This is a genomic window from Flaviaestuariibacter terrae, assembly GCF_054777635.1.
This window is the reverse complement of sequence record NZ_BAAHAL010000006.1, coordinates 847,626-864,780: the sequence shown is the minus strand read 5'-3', so window position 1 is coordinate 864,780 and position 17,155 is coordinate 847,626. Positions and strand designations below refer to the sequence as shown.

Below are 17,155 nucleotides of genomic sequence, written 5' to 3'. Positions count from 1 at the left end.
GGCTTTTAAGTCTATAAATCATCGATATAGGTTTTTCGGTCTATACAATTTGGTTCGGGGGAAAGCAAAAAAAAGCCCCCGGCACAGGCCGGGGGCTTTCCAGATATCCTACTCAGCTAAGCTTACAGCTTGATGATGTTGCGCTGTACGGTCAACTTGCGTTGCTCGTCGATGACCTGCAGCACATAGTTGCCGGGGCGCAGGCTGCTCATGTCGATCAAGGTGCTCGTGCTGAAGCTGCGATCAACCTTCAGGGGCTGGCCGTAGAGATCGAGCAGGCGCACTGTCAGAGGTCCTTCAGAGCCGCTGTACGCTACTTTCAGCGTGTTGGCTACCGGGTTGGGCGCAGCAGTTACCTGGCTTTCAAACTGGTCCTGGGCTGTAGCAAAACGGCCGGTAGAGCCACCGCCGCCTGTGCCCACGGGTGTGTTGCCGCAAACGGCTGCCTGGATCGCAAAGCCAATGGGGCTGCTCGTGCAGACGCTGCTGCCATGATAGATAGCGCGTACGGCGATCGAAGCGTTACCAGCCGACGTGGGTGTGAACGACGGGATATTGCCGGTGCCCGAAGAAGCCAGGCCGATCGACGTGTTGCTGTTGGTCCAGCTGTAGGTAACGTTGTTGTTGACTGTGCTCGAGAACGTGATCGGTGCCGTAGCCTGGCCGACGCATACGGGCTGGTTTGCGATCGCTGTTACCACCGGTGTCGGGTTGACGACGATATTGAACGCGATGGGGCGTCCGACGCAGGTGCTGCCGAAGCGGGTGATTTCCGGTGTAACCAGGATACGGGCCGTGAGCGGCGCAGCCGTGTTGTTAGCCGGTGTGAACGGAGCGATGTCGCCATGACCACCAGCGGCCAGGCCGATCGCGGTGTTGCTATTGGTCCAAACGAAGCTGGCGCCCGGGTCGTTGGAGATGAAGTTAACCGGAGCCGTGGATCCGCCGGAGCAAATGGCCTGGTTCGGCTGTCCGTTGACGGTAGGCGTCAGGATCACACGAACAATTGTCGTTGTAACAACAGTACCGCAGTTGCTCGTGTTGGCCGAATAGGTAACGGTGTATTCGCCGGTCGTGCTCGTGCTCAGGTCGATCACACCGGTAGCGGGATTGATGGAGAGGCCGGCCGGAGCGGAGAAAGTACCGCCCGTGGTGCCGGTGACCGTCGGTGCGATCGTCGTAGTGGATGTGCAATACGTAGCCGTGCCGGGATAGCTGATGGCCGCCGAGGCTGCATCGATCGTGATCGTGGCGGTATTCACTTCGGCGCAGCCGCCGGCGTTGTTAACCGTATAGCTGACCGTATAGGTGCCGGGCGTGCTGGCGCCCGTGTTCACAGCGCCGGTGGCGGCATTGATGCTGAGCCCCGCGGTGGACGTGAAGGTGCCGCCGGACGTACCGGTGAAGGTAGGTGTAACCGTGCCCGCGTTGTTGCAATACGGGGTAGCGCCATAATCAAACGAAGCGCTGCCGGGAAGCGTCGGGTTCACCGTGATGGTATACGACATCGGACTGCCCGGGCAGCGGGAGCCGCGAATAAAATAGGGCGTCACCGTTACCGTAGCCGAAATGGGTGCGTTCGTTGTGTTCGTAGCCGTGAACGACGGGATCATGTCGGTACCGTTGCTGCGCATACCAATAGCGGTGTTGTTGCTCGTCCAGAAGTAACGCACGCCGTCGCCGGTCGTGGGTCCGGTGAAGGTGGTCGTGGGCACCGTGGAGCCATTGCAGTATACAGCGTTGCCCATTTGCGCTACAGCCGGAACGGGATTCACGAAGATCGCGAAGCTCATAGGCTTGCTCATGCAGGTGGCACCACCGGAGTTGTAGGTGGCCATCACTTTGATGTGCGCCACTTGCGGATCATTGCTGCTGTTGGTTGCCGTGAAGCTCGCGATGTTGCCGGAGCCGGAAGCAGCCAGGCCGATCGAGGGATTGTCGTTCGTCCAGGTGTAGGCAAGTCCGTTCATCGAGCCGGTGAAGCCCGGGATCGATACCGTTGTGCCGGAGCAGACGGCCACGTTCGGAAGGCCGTTTACAACGGGTGTTTCGAGGATCGTAACACTGGTGCTGCTGCTCACCGAGGGGCAGCCGCCGGCCGCCGGGATCGTGTAGCTGACCGTATACGTGCCGAGGCCCGATCCGATCGTGGTGAAGCTACCCGTCGTCGTGTTGAGCATAAGACCCGAGGAGGAGCTGAACGTGCCACCGGGCGAGCCATTCAGGGTGACGTACACACGGCCTTCCTCGGCACAGAACGAGGTGCGTCCGTACGAAATAGAGGCGGTCGGGCAGGATTGGGCAGCAACCGTCAGCCAAAGGGCCGACGCACATATCAGTACCAGCAAGGGAAGCAGGCGTTTCGTCGTGCTGGCTGAAAATTTCCAGAGAAGTGCGTAACAAGTCTTCATATGTATCTGTTTGAATTAAGAATGAACGAATTGGGGCAGGCGATGCCAGTCAGCGGTTGCCGGGATCGTTGCGAATCAGGACTGGAGTTATGGGTCATATGTCAAGCGTCAGCGCCTGTGTGCGAATGAAAGTTGGTCAGTTGGTTTTGACGCAGGATGGAGGATCGGGTACCGGATGTTCGGATGTAGCACCGTGAAACCCTTCTATGCAATTCGGGGACCATCGGTCCCAAAATGGGCAGCAGCTCGACCGTAGAACTACAAGTAACGGTTGCATTCCGGAAGGGCATCATGCGGATGCGCTTTGGCCGCAGGTCCCTTTGCCGGCTTGCGGATGAGCTGACGCGGCATAGCTGCTAACAGTAACGTTCAGGGGTCTGTGGATGGCCTTCCCCAGTTTTGTTTTTGCCTATCTTTCCCCGCAAAATCAGGCTGCGGTATGAACGTACAGATCGAGGAAAGCTGGAAGAAAGTGCTCGCGGATGAATTCAGGCAGCCCTATTTCAAGGGTGTCGTGGAGCACCTCAAAACAGAGCGTGCGCAAGGCAAGACCATCTACCCCGCAGGCGCCAATATCTTTCATGCCTTTGCGGCCACTCCTTTCCAAAAGGTCAAGGTCGTCATCCTCGGCCAGGACCCATACCATGGCCCGCGGCAGGCACACGGCCTCAGCTTCAGCGTGCAGCAAGGCGTGCAGCCGCCGCCCTCGCTGGTCAACATCTTCAAGGAACTGCACGACGATGTGGGCGTTCCCATTCCCAGGCACGGGTTCCTGGAGCATTGGGCCGAACAGGGGGTCCTCCTGCTCAACGCCTCCCTCACGGTGCGGGCCCAGGAGCCCATGAGCCATTCGAAGATCGGCTGGCATCATTTCACCGATGCCGTGATCCGCACCGTGTCCGAGAAACGTCCGCACGTGGTATTTATCTTATGGGGAAAGTTTGCGCAGCAGAAAGAAGCCTTGATCGACACCCGCAAGCACCTTGTACTCAAATCAGCACACCCCTCTCCCCTGTCCGCGAGCACCGGCTTCTTCGGCAGCCGGCCCTTTTCCAAAACCAACGACTGGCTGATGAAGCACGGCGAGCACCCGATCGACTGGGCTCTCTGAAAAAGGTAGGGAAGGCGGACGTGAGAAGCAGCTGCTGACGTGAAGCGTACCGACCTCGGGATTCCGGCGCCTCCTGTTTTATCTTCGCGCCATGTCCGCCATCAAAAACGTCCTGGGCCGCGTCTTCGCCCTGTGGGCCGCCCTCCTTTTTGTCGTCACACTCCTCATCGTGCTCATACCCTTGTGGCTGTTGGGGCTTGTGGATGAGCCGCGGCGCTCCCACCTGATGCAGCCCATTTTCCGCGCCTGGATGGCCGTCTTCTTTTTCGGCACCGGCGTGCGCCGCCGCTATGTGGGCCGCAAGAACTTCCGCAAGGGCGTTCCGTATATCGTGGTGAGCAACCACCGCTCCTACCTCGATCCGCCGCTGTCAACGCCGGGTATCGCCGGTGGCAACAAGACCATCGCCAAGGCCGAGATGGTGAAGATCCCGCTGTTCGGCACCATTTACCGCCGCGGGAGCGTTCTCGTAGACCGCAAGAGCGAGGAAAGCCGCAAGCAGTCGTACGTTCGCATGCGCGAGGTGCTGACGAAGCTTCGCCTGCATATGTGCATTTATCCCGAGGGCACACGCAACCGTACCGGTGAATCCCTCACGCGCTTTCACGACGGTGCCTTCCGCCTCGCCGTGGAAACAGGCACACCCGTCATCCCCGCGCTCCTGTTCAACAGCGACAAGGTGCTTCCCAACAACAAGACGTTTTTCTTCTGGCCACATCCTGTATCGATGCATTTCCTCCCGCCCGTATCGCCGGAAGGCAAAACCACGGAGCAGCTGCGCGAGGAAGTGTTCGGGATCATGAAACAGTATTACGAGACGACGAAGGCGTAAGCAGCGAACGAACGCAGATCCCGCCGCGGGAGCACGGTTTAGAAATCCGTAAAGTACCGCGTACGGTTGATCTTGAGGTTCTGGAGGAGGCCCGACTTGGGGCTGATGCTGATGCTGAAGAAGCGCTGGCTTCCGAGCGGCGACAATCCGATCGACATCTGCCAGCAATGCAGGTCGCGGTTGATGTTGAGCGACAGCGCCGTCAGCTTCATTGTTCCGAAATCATAGTAACCGAAGGTGCTGAAGTTCCACTTCGGCGTCAGGCTGAAGGAGCTGTGGTAGTTGATTCCCGAGCTGATGACCCGCTCCACCACGTAGTCGGGCTTGTAATTCCGCGTCACGTTGAAGGCGAAGTCGAGACCGAGGTCGTAGGGGATGTTGAAGTCGACGAATTCCGACGGGTTGCGCCGCATGTAATCAAGCAGGCGGCCCTGGTCGGCAAGCACGTTGGCGTCGGTGATGCGGTTGTTGCTCACGGGCAGCACCTCGCTTTTCTTGGACGGATCGCGGGGCTGGCTCCGGAACTGCGACGAAAGCGAGATCGTCATATTCGTAACGCGGCCGAGGCCGTAGCCCGTCTTCCACGCATAGGCGTCCGTTTCGCGGCCCTGCGGATCCACGCCGTAGGGCGATAGATTTCCCTGGAAATTCAGGTTCACCTTATCGAAGAGCGTGCTGCGCAGGTGCAGCTCGAAATTTCCGAGCTTCCGTTTGTCAGCAAGGAAGTTGTAGCTCGACGAAAAGCCGAAGCCGTCGATCAGGTGGATCTTCTTGATCGCATTGTCGCCGCTGTCTTTCTTCGAGCGCCACTTGGCTTCGAGTATGTTTTCGATGCCGAAGCCAATGCCCCCGAACTCGATGTTCGAAAAGCCGGTGTACAGATTCTGACCGGCCGCCGAGTAGATGTTGTAGTTCGTGATGGTGCCGAGCGAGTCGCTCTGGTAATTACGGTAATAGCCGCGCGCCAGGTTGGGCGAATAGTTAATGGAGACCGTGGGGCGCACCGTGTGGCGGATCGCCAGGAGCCGCGAGCCGTGAAACTGGTAGGTGCCGAAAACGCTCGTGTTGACACCGAGGTTGAAGGCCATGCTGGTAGCCGTGTACAGGCCTTTCTGCGATACGGTGTCCACGCGTTGCTTCGCTTCGTTCCAGGTCAGGAAGCGGCGCGCCATGATCCATTGCTGCTGGAAGGAAATCCCGGGTGCCACGATCACCGGCCCGAGGCTGGGCAGGCTGATGGTGAGCGGCACGGAGTGCGTGGCGCCCCAGGACATCGTGTCGACAAGCTTTTTGATGCTGAAGCTGGTATCGACAAACGAGGCCGTGTTCTTGAAGCTTCCGTTGTAGCCGACGCCAAGCTTCTCAAACCATTTCTGCGCGCCCACGACGTCGCGGCGCTGGAACGGATAGATGGTGTTGACGTTGAAGTTTCCGTCGGGAAGTGTGATGTTGATGACCCGGTTGACGCTGTTCTGGCTGTGGTTGGCAGATAGCGTCAGCATGTAGGGCTTGCCGATCCAGTTCTTCGTGTAGCTGATCGAAGACGTCATCTGGTTCGTCAGGTTCCGCTGCAGGTTGGCGGCCACGAGGCTGTTGTACTTCGTAGAGCCTGCGTTGACGTTGGCTGAGAAGGTAACACCGGGACGGGCGCGCTGGTCGATGCGGTGGCCCCAGGTAATATTGAAGGTCTTTTGCGAATAATAATCCGGGTCGCCGCGGAAGCTTTGCTTCGCCGTAAGAAAGCTCAGGTTGAAATTGCCATCGTAGCGGTAGCGCTTGCGGTAGCCGGTGGTGAGGTCGGCGCGCCAGCCGCCATAGCTGTACCCGCTGACGCGCACGGTGGCATCCCAGTAATCGTTGAGCACCTTGTAGTAGCCGAGACCCTCAAGGCCGATGCCCTGGTTCTCGGTGGCCACGAACTGCGGCGCGATAAGCCCCGAGTGGCGCCCGCGGCTTAGCGGGTAATAGCCAAAAGGCAGGTAGATCGGAACAGGCACGCCTTCGAACTCGGGGTGCATCGGGCCCGATACCGCGACCTTGTTGTTGATGATCTTCATCTTGTTGGCGCGGAAGGCGAAGTGCGGCTCGTCGAGATCGCAGGTAGTAAAGCGGCCACCTTTGATGAAGACCGTGTTCGCATCCACCTTTTTCGACACGTCGGCATGAATGAACATTTCATTCTGCTGCGTGATGGTGTTGGTGAGCAGGCCTTTCTGTGATTTGAAGTTGTAGCGGATCGTATCGCTCTGGAACTTGTTGTCCGATTCCTGCATGCGTGCGCGCTCCACCACGTCGCCGAGGCTGTCTTTAGTGCCGGTGGCTACGAGGATATTGGTCTTCTGGTCGAGCTCCACCTTCGGTGCATCGAGTACGACGTCGCGGTAGGTGGTGTGCGTCTTCCCATAGAGTACGATCCGCTTCTCGGGCACCAGGATGACAGCGCTGTCTTCGGCCTCGTAGTGCACGGGTCCGTCGAGGCTGTCTTTGGAAAGCTTATAAGAAAAGGTGTCGGTGCGCTGGCGGAGCCGGCCGGAGTCGCCCGGAACGGTGGTATCCTGCCGCAGGCGGCTGCTGTCGGGGCGCCGTCCCTTGCTGCTGTCGGAGCCTGGTTTCGTGGTGTCGGCTGTTAGAATGCTGTTAATCCGTGGGCCCGGGATACCGTTTGCGTTTAGCGCCCACGTTAAAACACAAAACAATGCGAATAGTACCGGTACCGGATAGCGTTTTTTTAAACTAAATTTGTGCGTACCGATCATATAAGCTGAACAAAAATAGCCCTTTAGGAATTAAACGATTTGTGAAGATTCCTCTAACTGTAAGTGAAAATCCACTATGCTGAAGAAAACACTCACCTTGCTTTTTGTCGTCCTTGCCGGGCTTGGATTGATGTCGCTGCGAAAGCCCCAGCCCGTCCGTACCGTTATCATCGATGCCGGCCACGGCATCATGAAAAGCGGCGGCTATAACGGCGCCCGCGGCTCCTACTCCTACGAAGACGATATCTGTCTCGCCATAGCCAAGAAGCTCGTCGCGCAAATCCACAAGGACTACCCCGACGTCCGCGTTGTCGAAACACGCCCCACCCGCAACATCACCGACCTCCGCGAGCGCGCCAACATCGCCAACCGCGAAAAGGGCGACCTCTTTATCTCCATCCACGTAAATGCCATGGACCCGATCCATCACCGCGAGCTCGTCGGTTACGAAACGGAGACCTATTACACCGGCAAAGGTAAAAAGCGTAAAAAGCATACCCGCAAGGTTCCGCAATACCATACTTATACCACGCCGTCGGCAGCGAAGGGCACGCAGACCTATATATGGGGTGCCCACAAGTCGAGCCAGAAGGAGATCGCCGTGCGCGAGAACGCCCAGATGTATACGGACGCCACTGCCGGCGACAGCAGCAATATCGTAGACGTGGAATCGCCCGAGTTTATGGCCATGGCCGCGGTTCAGACAAAGCAGTTCTGGATGCGCTCCTCGCGAATGGCCGATTTCGTGGAATCGGAGTTTGCCAAAGTGGGCCGCGTCAGCCAGGGTGCTTACCAGCGCCAGGTGGGCATCTGGGTGCTCCAGGCGACGGCGATGCCGAGTGTGCTGGTGGAAACGGGCTTTATCACCAACAGGCAGGAAGAAGACTACCTCAACTCCGAAAGCGGCCAGCAGGAAGTGGCGGAATGCCTTACCCGCGCGCTGGGGAATTATATGGCCTCTGTCGACAAGAGTGGCAAAGGACACAATACGACCTCGGCGACGGTTCCCAACGGCGCGAACGCTGCCGCCTTCCTGGAGGCCATTGAAAAGCAGGAGCAGGCCGCCCGCCGATCCCGCTGATCCTGATGGCACTGTTTTTATATCCCTTGTTGCCGGCAGCACAGCCATTTTGCTCCGCTTGCCGTTTTTGTCGTTAATTTGGCGGCGAATCAAACTGCGCGGAGTCGTAAACAACAAGGCATGAAGATCTCTAATGAAGTCAAGGTAGGCTTGCTCGCGATTGGAGCCATCCTGGCGCTGGTCATCGGATTTAATTTTCTGAAAGGCAAACGCTTACTCGGTAAAAGCCCGACGATCTACGCGGTCTTCACCAATCTCGGCTCACTCCAGAAATCCAACGAGGTTAAGATCAAGGGTTTCGGCGTCGGCACTATCTACGATTTCCGCCCCACCGACGAAGCCATCAGCAGCATCATCGTGGAAATTCACCTGAAGGAAGCGTATAAGATCCCCAAGAACTCCACGGCCTTTATCGACGGCTCGCCCCTCGGATCGGCCTATATCACCATTGCGCCCGGCAGCTCGCACGAATTCCTGGCCATGGGCGATACGATCCGCACCAACCAGAGTGGCGGACTTCTCTCCGACCTGAAGCAGGAAGTACGTCCGACGCTGGAGAAGGTCAACATGACGCTCGACTCACTCCGGTTCGCGATCGGTAAGATCAACTCCATATTCGATCCCAACACCAATGCAAGCCTGCAGCGGATGATCGCCAATCTCTCTACGGCGTCGATGAACCTGACGCGTCTCACGAATGCCGAGAGCGGCGCGCTGGCCAGCACACTGGGCAACCTCAGCTCGGTGACCAGCAACCTCGCCCGCAACAACGAAGCCGTGACCCATTCGGTGCGCAATATTGAAACGCTCACCGGTAACCTTGCCAATGCCCACGTAAAAGAGCTGGTGGGTGCGCTCGAGTCGACGGTCAATGAGCTCCGCGGAGCGGCTGAAGGTCTGAAGGGAAGCATCAACAAGATCCAGGATCCGAATGGCTCGCTGGGTGCGCTGATGAGCGACCGCAAGCTGTATGACCAATTGAACAAGGTGGCCCTCAGCATGGAGATCCTTCTTGACGATGTGCGCGTTCACCCCAAACGCTACGTTAATATTTCGGTGTTCGGCGGCAAGACCAAAACTGAGGCACTAACTTCACCCGCTTTAAAGGATACCATCCCGATAAAGCAGCCCTGATGAAGCGCTTCCTCTTCCTCGCTCTTTTCGTTGTTACCGCATTGCTCGGCGAGGCCCAGACGCCCGTACCGGCCGCTCCCGTGCAGACGGATACCACAAAGCCTGTCATCATTTTGCCGGGAACCCAGCGCCAGCGCTACTTCCGCCTCGACGACGGCACCGAGCTGCAGGTGCTTGCCGGTACTGTCGGCCTCCAGCAGGGCAATACCCTCTTTTATTGCGACAGCCTCGTGATGAACAGCATCAGCAAGGTGTTCGAAGCGTTCGGACACGTGCACATCATCGACGACACTACCCAGATCTATTCCGATTACCTCCAGTACCACACGGATACACGTATCGCGTACCTGCAGCGCAACGTGCGGCTCACGGATCGCCACAGCACCGTAACCACGAACGACCTTGTGTACGATGTGCCGACCAAGACCGCAACCTACCGCAACGGCGGCCGCGTGACCATCGGCAAGTCGGTGCTCACGAGCCAGGAAGGCGTGTATTACGAGGATACAAAGGACATCTTCTTCCGCTACAACGTGGAGCTCAAAGACCCCAGCACGTACCTGAAGACCGATTCGATGATCTACAATACGATGACGCGGCAAACGCAGCTCATCACCGATACGTATATCCGCGACAGCAGCGGCCGCGTGATCCGTACCCGCCAGGGCACTTACGATATGAATACGCGGCAGGCCACCTTTACCCAGCGCACCTCCATCGACGACAAATGCCTCCGCGTGGTGGGCGATCGCATCGCCAACGACGACGCCACCGGCACCGTGCAGATCGAGGGCAACGCGGTGCTGATCGACACCTGCCAGGGTGTGAATATTCTCGCCAACCGGATCTTTGCCAACAAGCGCACCGAGGCATACCTCGCCACGAAGAAACCGCTGATGATCATCCGGCAGGACAAGGACTCGATCTTCGTTTCGGCCGATACGCTCTACTCGGCGCGGCTCACCGAACTCCCGGCAACATCAGCAGGCCGCAACGTGGACTCCGTCGTGGCGATGCGCGACAGCAGCAGCCTGCTGGATACCGCGAAAGTGGTTGTAGTGGCAAAGCCGAAAGGCAAGCCGGCTGCGAAGCCACAGGTTCCTACGCGCTCCATCAAAACAGCGACGCCTCCGCGCGACAGTACCAACCGCTATTTCGAAGCCTACCGCAACGTGCGGATCTATTCCGATTCGCTGCAGGCCGTCGGCGACAGTCTCTTCTACTCGTTCCGCGATTCGGTGTTCCGCCTCTTTAAGAACCCCGTTGCCTGGAATAAGAAAAACCAGGTGAGCGGCGATACGCTGTATCTCTATACCAGGAACAAGAAAGCCGACCGGATCCGCGTGTTCAACAACAGCTTCATCGCCAGCGAAGTGCGCCCGGGCATTTACAACCAGGTAAAGTCCACCCGCCTCGACGGCTGGTTTCACGACGGAAATATCGACTCCGTGCGCTGTCGCGGCTTTGCCGAGTCGGTGTACTTTATGCAGGATGACGACAGCGCTTTTACCGGCATCAACCAAACCAGCGCCGACATTCTCGACGTGCGCTTTCTCAAGGGCGAGCTGCACCGCGTGATCTACCGCAGCGCCGTGAAGGGAACCATTTGGCCCATCCGCCAGAAGAGCCCTTCCGAAATGCGCCTGCCCGGCTTCGCCTGGTACGACGATCGCCGTCCCAAATCGAAATACGACCTTTTCCAATAGCGTAGCTTTGCCGGCGGCGGAGCCGGGCTATGGAGATCACAAAACTTTTCCGGGATTTTTTCGACAGCGAGCGTAGCGCGGGCTACGTGCTCATCTTCTCGACGCTGCTCAGCCTGCTGCTTGCCAACCTGTTTATCGGTGATGCTTATCCGCAGTTTTTCCACGTTGTAGTCGGTCCCGACAAGGGAGTCATTCATCTTCGCATGTCGCTGGAGCATTGGGTCAACGACGGGCTGATGACGATCTTCTTCCTGCTGGTAGGTCTTGAGATCGAGCGCGAGCTGTATGTGGGCGAGCTTTCGTCGCCGCGGCAGGCCATGCTGCCGATCGTAGCTGCCGTTGGCGGGATGCTCGTGCCGGCGCTGATCCACTACGCATTCAACCGAGGTACCGCAACGGAATCGGGCTTTGGTATTCCCATGGCTACCGACATCGCCTTTGCGCTTGGCGTGTTGTCGCTGGGCGGAAGCCGCGTGCCGGTATCGCTGAAGATCTTCCTGACGGCGCTGGCCATTATCGACGACCTTGGCGCCATCACCGTCATCGCCCTGTTTTACACGCATGGCTTCTCCCTCGCCTACTTTGCCGCGGCGATCGGGCTTTTCCTGGTCTTGTTCGTGCTGGGCCGGCGGGGCGTGAATTCCCTGGCATTGTACCTTCCTGCCGGCGTGCTGCTTTGGTACTTCATGCTGCAATCGGGTGTGCATGCCTCGATCGCCGGTGTACTGCTGGCCTTTGCCATTCCCTTTAATAAAATCGACAGCCGCAACAGCTCCTATCACCTGCAACACGTGTTGCATAAGCCGGTTGCGTTCCTGATCCTGCCCGTGTTTGCACTCGTGAACACCGCGATCGTTATCCCTGCAAAGCCCTTTCAGCTGTTGCTTTCGGCCAACGGCGCGGGTATCGCGCTTGGCCTTGTGGCCGGCAAATTTTTGGGCATATTCGGGGCCGCGGTAGCGGGCCGCAAGGCGCGCCTTGTTGCCTGGCCGGCCGCGGTGTCAGGGCGGCAACTGGCTTCCGTGGCGCTTTTGGGAGGTATCGGCTTTACGATGAGCATCTTTATCAGCAACCTCGCATTTCGCGACGCGGCCACCGTAACCGGCTCCAAGATGGTGATCCTGGCCTCGGCGCTCGTGTCGGCGCTTGCCGGGCTGGCGCTGCTTCACAGCACTCAACCGAAGAAGAGGTAACACAGCGCGATCGACGACAGGATGCCCACGAGGTCGGCGAGCAGCATGAGCCCCACCGCGTAGCGGCTGTTGCGGATACCTACCGAGCCGAAATAAACGGCTACCACGTAGAAGGTCGTGTCGGAAGACCCCTGCAGGATACAGGCGAGGCGTCCCGCAAAGGAGTCGGGGCCGAAGGTCTTCATTGTATCGAGCATCATCCCGCGTGCGCCCGAGCCGCTCAGCGGCTTGATCAGCGCCGTGGGGAGGCCATCGACGAAGCGCGTATCGGCACCCAGCGCGCTGAAAAGACTCTTGATCCCGTTGATCAGGATATCGAAACAGCCGCTGGTGCGCAGCATGCTGATCGCCACGAGCATCCCGACGATGTACGGGATGATCCGGACAGCAATATCAAAGCCCCCCTTCGCTCCTTCCACGAAGGCGTCAAACACATCGATCTTTTTGTAGACGCCGCCGAGCACCACCGCGATGATGATGAGAAGAATCAGCCCGTTGCTCAGGAGGCCCGAAAACGTGTCGGCGCTTTTCTGGTCGAGGCTGTGCACATAGGCCACCAGCAGCCCGATGACCGCCGCAATGCCAAGCACCCAGGCCAGCACCACGGGATGCAGCAGGTTGATCCGCTGGCGGAGTGATACCAGTAGCAAGGCCGCGAGCGTGGCAGTTGCGGTAGCCACCATGCAGGGCAGGAAAATATCCGTCGGCGTATGCGCGCCAAGGCCGGAGCGGAAGGCGATGATGGTGGTCGGGATCAGCGTGAGGCCGGAGGCATGCAGGCAGAGAAACATGATCTGCGCATTGGAGGCGCGCGTTTTATCGGGGTTCAGTTCCTGCAGGCTTTCCATCGCCTTGAGCCCGAAGGGCGTCGCAGCGTTATCCAGGTTGAGGAGGTTGGCGGAAAAGTTCATCATCATGTGCCCGATCGCGGGGTGGCCGGGCGGGATTTCGGGGAACACGCGCGAGAAAAAAGGCCCGATGATCCGCGACAGCAGGCGGATGCCGCCGGCCCGTTCCGCGATCGAGAGGATTCCCATGAACAGGGCCATCACCCCGATCAGCGGCAGGATGATACTCATGACCGCGCTCTTGGCCGTCTCCACGATACCGTCCGCCTTGCGCTCGAGCTTCGACTGGATCCCGGTATAGGTGTATACGTCAAGCTTCGGATTCCGGGCCCGGAGAATGCGCACCGAATCGGACCGCAGGTCGTCGGTAAGAAGCACGCTGGCTTGTTGGGCGGAGTCGCGGCGGGCGTAGCCGTACTCTTTGAGGAAGTCGGCGTACTTCGGCGACAGGCCCTGTCGTTGCGCGGAGCCCACCGCCACGTAGCTGACGGTATCGTAGGCGTCGGTGCTTTTCCCGGTGACCATGCGGTTGAAAATCCCGCTGTCGCCCCGCAGCGCCCGGAAACCCGCCAGCAGCACCGCGATGATGATAAAAGCCGACCAGATCCTGCTCAGAGCCATAGGGAAAGCTGTTTAAGGGCGAAAGATACCCTAAGATCTCAGATCTCGGATGTCGGATCTCAGATGTACTGGTTGCCTCGCGGCGCTCAATTCACTATCTTTGCGCCCTCAAAAAGATCTGCGATCTCCGATCTGAGATCAAAAAATTCTCTCCGTATGGCATTACAAGCAGGCATCGTCGGACTTCCCAACGTGGGCAAATCGACTCTTTTCAATGCAGTGAGCAACTCGGCAAAGGCGCAGGCCTCGAACTACCGCTTCTGCACCATCGATCCCAACGTGGGTCTTGTGGATGTTCCGGATGTTCGCCTCAACAAGCTGGCGGAGCTCGTGCAGCCCCACCGCGTGGTGCCGACGCAGATCGAGATCGTTGACATCGCCGGCCTTGTGCGCGGCGCCTCCCGTGGCGAAGGTCTTGGCAACAAGTTCCTCGGCAACATCCGCGAAGTCGATGCCATCATCCACGTTATCCGCTGCTTCGAAGATGAGAACATCCTCCGCGACGAGGGTGCCATCCACCCCGTTGGCGACAAGGAGATCATCGACACCGAGCTGCAGCTGAAGGACCTCGAAAGCGTCGAGAAGAAAATGCAGCGCAGCGAGAAGATGGCCAAGACCGACCCGAAAGCAAAGGTGGAGCTCGAGATCCTGCAACGCTGCAAAAGCCACCTCGAGCAGGGCAAGAACATCCGCGAGCTCTCGCTCTCGAAAGAAGACCTGCCCGCCATTGCCGACCTTTTTCTCCTCACCGCCAAGCCGGTGCTTTATGTAGCCAACGTTGATGAAGCGTCGATGCACACGGGCAACAAGTTTTCCGACCAGCTCAAGGAAGCCGTCAAGAACGAAGACGCCCAGGTGATCGTGATGAACAACTCCATCGAGGCGCAGATCTCCGAAATGGAGGCCCTCGAAGACAAGCAGCTGTTCATGGAGGAATATGGCATGAAGGAGCCGGCGCTCGACCGCCTGATCCGCTCTGCCTATGCCCTGCTGAAGCTCTATACCTACTTCACCGCCGGTGTGCAGGAAGTGCGCGCCTGGACGATCCACGAAGGCTGGAAGGCGCCGCAGGCGGCTTCGGTGATCCATACGGATTTCGAAAAAGGATTCATCAAGGCCGAAGTGATCGCCTACGACGACTTCGTGAAATACGGCTCCGAAGCCGCCTGCCGCGAGGCCGGCAAGCTGCGGATCGAAGGCAAGGAATACATCGTCAAAGACGGTGATGTAATGCACTTCCGCTTCAACGTATAACTACCGTCTCCCCTTTCTCCGGGCGCTTGCACCGCTTTGTGTATTTTAGCGATTGTCATCAATACAATTGCTATGCGACATCAACACATACTGGCGGCGGGGCTCCTGCTTTCCTGCGCCGCTTACGGACAGCAACGCTTCGGACCCGAAGACCTCTGGCACCTGGGCCGCGTGACGGGCCTCGGACTTACCAAGGATAAGAAATACGCGATCTACCGCGTCGGAACGCCCGATATGGCGGCCAACCGGGTGGTTCAGCAGGGATACCTGCTGCCGCTGGCCGGCGGAGCGCCCATCGCCGTTTCCAACATCGACAGCGCCGTCGTTAACGAGAAGATATCGAAAGACGGTCGCTACGTGATCAGCAGCGCCGAAGTGAAAGTGCAGCCGGTAACGGGCACCGATTATTACCCCGACCTGCCGAAGTCCAACGCGAAGATCTACAACGGCCTCAACTACCGGCATTGGGACCAGTGGGAAGACGGGCTGTTCGGGCACGTGTTCGTGGCTCCCGCCGGCAGCACCGACTCCTCGCTCCGCAAGGACATCATGGCTGGAGAGCCCTACGACTGCCCGCAGAAGCCCTTTGGCGGCGAGGAGGATTATGTGTGGAACCCGGACAGCCGCCACGTCGTGTACGTGGCCAAGAAGAAGGCCGGAACGGCCTACGCCATCAGTACCAACACCGACCTGTATGAATACGATGTGGTAACCGGCAGCACCCGCAACCTCACGGAGCGCAACAAAGGCTACGACATCAATCCCTCCTACAGCAGCACGGGCGTGCTCGCGTGGCTGCAGATGCGCCGCGAGGGCTACGAATCCGACAAGCAGGACCTCGTTATCCAAAGCGATACGGGCTGGATCAACGCCACGCGCCAGCGCGACGACCTGCACGTGGAAGGCTTCCGCTGGAGCGACGACGGCAAGCGGATCTACTTCTGGGCACCGATCAACGGCACCGTGCAGCTGTTTGAATACACGCTTGCAAAACCCCGCAGCAGCTCGATCCGCCAGGTAACGAGCGGTGACTTCGATATCATGGCCATCCTTGGCGAGACGGGCAACCAGCTTGTGGTGACCCGCGCCTCGATGAGCCGCGCACCGGAATTGTACCGTGTCGACATCGCCAGCGGCGCGATGCAGCCGCTCACCCATGTGAACGATGAAGCCTACAAAGGCTTCGGCAGCATAAGTACGGAGCGCCGCTGGGTTAAGACCAGCGACGGCAAGCAGATGCTCGTTTGGGTGGTCTACCCGCCGAATTTCGACAAGAACAAAAAGTACCCCACGCTGCTCTATTGCCAGGGCGGGCCGCAGTCGCCGCTGACGCAGTACTTCTCCTACCGCTGGAACTTCCAGCTGATGGCTTCGCAGGGTTATATCATCGTGGCGCCCAACCGGCGCGGCATGCCCGGTCACGGCACGCAATGGAACGAGCAGGTAAGCAAGGACTGGGGCGGCCAGGCGCTTCGCGATTACCTCAGCGCCATCGATGCGCTTACGAAAGAACCCTTTGTCGATAAGGCGCGGGTCGGATGCGTAGGCGCTTCCTTCGGCGGCTTTTCGGTCTTTGCCCTCGAGGCGATGCACGGCAACCGCTTCAAGACCTTTATCGCGCACGACGGGGTGTTCGACTTCCGGAGCATGTACGGCACCACCGACGAGCTCTTTTTTGAAAACTGGGAGAAAGGCGGTCCTTACTGGGACAAGGCTAACCGTGTGGCCCAGCGCTCGTTCGCGCAGTCGCCCTCCAACTACGTGGAGAAATGGAACCGGCCGATCCTGATCGTCCAGGGCGGCAACGACTTCCGGGTACCGATCGAGCAGGGCCAGCAGGCCTTCCAGGCCGCGCAGCTCCGCGGCCTGAAGAGCCGCTTCCTGTACCTGCCCGAGGAAAACCACTGGGTGCTCCGTCCGCAAAATGCGCTCGTGTGGCAGCGTGAGTTCTTCAAATGGCTGCAGGAAACGCTGTAGCAAATGAGGAAGGCCGGGCCCACCCCGCTGCGGAATTCCCCAAAATGAGCATTCAGATTGACAGCGCCCTGCTTTCGGGTAAAGCGGCCGACCCATGGCCCGGCTTTTTTACCAATAACAGAACCTAAGCAGCGGCAGGCAACCGTCCGAATTTTGAGTGTTGTCAATCAAAATAAGTAACCTGCCGCAGAGGGCGCCCGCAAGGGCGCCCTTTTACTTGCTGTTTGTCCC

11 protein-coding genes are annotated in these 17,155 nt (G+C 58.8%); 8 read left to right on the top strand and 3 right to left on the bottom strand.

The genetic code is table 11. The annotated features are described in order from the left end of the window. Positions 1 to 122: 122 nt before the first annotated feature. Positions 123 to 2,411: a T9SS type A sorting domain-containing protein gene (locus tag ACYU7Z_RS04480; RefSeq protein WP_460567800.1), complete on the bottom strand. Its 2,289-nt coding sequence runs from the start codon at positions 2,409 to 2,411 to the stop codon at positions 123 to 125. A gap of 439 nt (positions 2,412 to 2,850) precedes the next feature. On the opposite strand from ACYU7Z_RS04480, the gene ung reads away from it, so the two are divergent. Together ung and ACYU7Z_RS04470 are read left to right on the top strand one after the other, a co-directional pair. After that, entirely contained in the window at positions 2,851 to 3,522 is a 672-nt protein-coding gene (gene ung, locus ACYU7Z_RS04475; RefSeq protein WP_460567798.1) for a uracil-DNA glycosylase, read from the top strand. Positions 3,523 to 3,613: 91 nt separating this feature from the next. After that, complete coding sequence (locus ACYU7Z_RS04470) at positions 3,614 to 4,354, top strand: lysophospholipid acyltransferase family protein (protein ID WP_460567796.1); 741 nt, start codon at positions 3,614 to 3,616, stop codon at positions 4,352 to 4,354. Between the two features lie 38 nt (positions 4,355 to 4,392). On the opposite strand, the gene ACYU7Z_RS04465 is transcribed toward ACYU7Z_RS04470, so the two are convergent. Beyond that, positions 4,393 to 7,050: a putative LPS assembly protein LptD gene (locus tag ACYU7Z_RS04465; RefSeq protein ID WP_460567794.1), complete on the bottom strand. Its 2,658-nt coding sequence runs from the start codon at positions 7,048 to 7,050 to the stop codon at positions 4,393 to 4,395. A 136-nt stretch (positions 7,051 to 7,186) separates the two neighbouring features. On the opposite strand from ACYU7Z_RS04465, the gene ACYU7Z_RS04460 reads away from it, so the two are divergent. From ACYU7Z_RS04460 to nhaA, 4 genes are all read left to right on the top strand, one after another. Next, positions 7,187 to 8,191, top strand: a complete 1,005-nt coding sequence (locus ACYU7Z_RS04460) for an N-acetylmuramoyl-L-alanine amidase family protein (RefSeq protein ID WP_460567792.1) — start codon at positions 7,187 to 7,189, stop codon at positions 8,189 to 8,191. Between the two features lie 120 nt (positions 8,192 to 8,311). Next, positions 8,312 to 9,325, top strand: coding sequence for an MlaD family protein (locus ACYU7Z_RS04455; protein ID WP_460567790.1), 1,014 nt, complete (start codon positions 8,312 to 8,314; stop codon positions 9,323 to 9,325). Next, complete coding sequence (locus tag ACYU7Z_RS04450; RefSeq protein ID WP_460567788.1) at positions 9,325 to 11,031, top strand: OstA-like protein; 1,707 nt, start codon at positions 9,325 to 9,327, stop codon at positions 11,029 to 11,031. The genes ACYU7Z_RS04455 and ACYU7Z_RS04450 overlap by 1 nt, the downstream gene beginning before the upstream one ends. 29 nt (positions 11,032 to 11,060) lie before the next feature. Further along, positions 11,061 to 12,224, top strand: a complete 1,164-nt coding sequence (gene nhaA / locus ACYU7Z_RS04445) for a Na+/H+ antiporter NhaA (RefSeq protein WP_460567786.1) — start codon at positions 11,061 to 11,063, stop codon at positions 12,222 to 12,224. Here the strand turns inward: nhaA and ACYU7Z_RS04440 are convergent. After that, a complete protein-coding gene (locus tag ACYU7Z_RS04440) occupies positions 12,206 to 13,693 on the bottom strand; it encodes a nucleoside recognition domain-containing protein (RefSeq protein WP_460567784.1) in 1,488 nt (495 codons plus the stop codon). The two genes, nhaA and ACYU7Z_RS04440, sit on opposite strands and share 19 nt — an antisense overlap. 156 nt (positions 13,694 to 13,849) lie before the next feature. Between ACYU7Z_RS04440 and ychF the strand changes: the two genes are divergently transcribed. Both ychF and ACYU7Z_RS04430 read left to right on the top strand, forming a co-directional pair. After that, positions 13,850 to 14,947 carry a redox-regulated ATPase YchF gene (gene ychF / locus ACYU7Z_RS04435; protein WP_460567782.1) on the top strand — a complete coding sequence of 366 codons (1,098 nt, stop codon included), beginning with the start codon at positions 13,850 to 13,852 and terminating at the stop codon, positions 14,945 to 14,947. 72 nt (positions 14,948 to 15,019) lie between these two features. Further along, positions 15,020 to 16,924: a S9 family peptidase gene (locus tag ACYU7Z_RS04430; protein ID WP_460567780.1), complete on the top strand. Its 1,905-nt coding sequence runs from the start codon at positions 15,020 to 15,022 to the stop codon at positions 16,922 to 16,924. Positions 16,925 to 17,155: the final 231 nt, after the last annotated feature.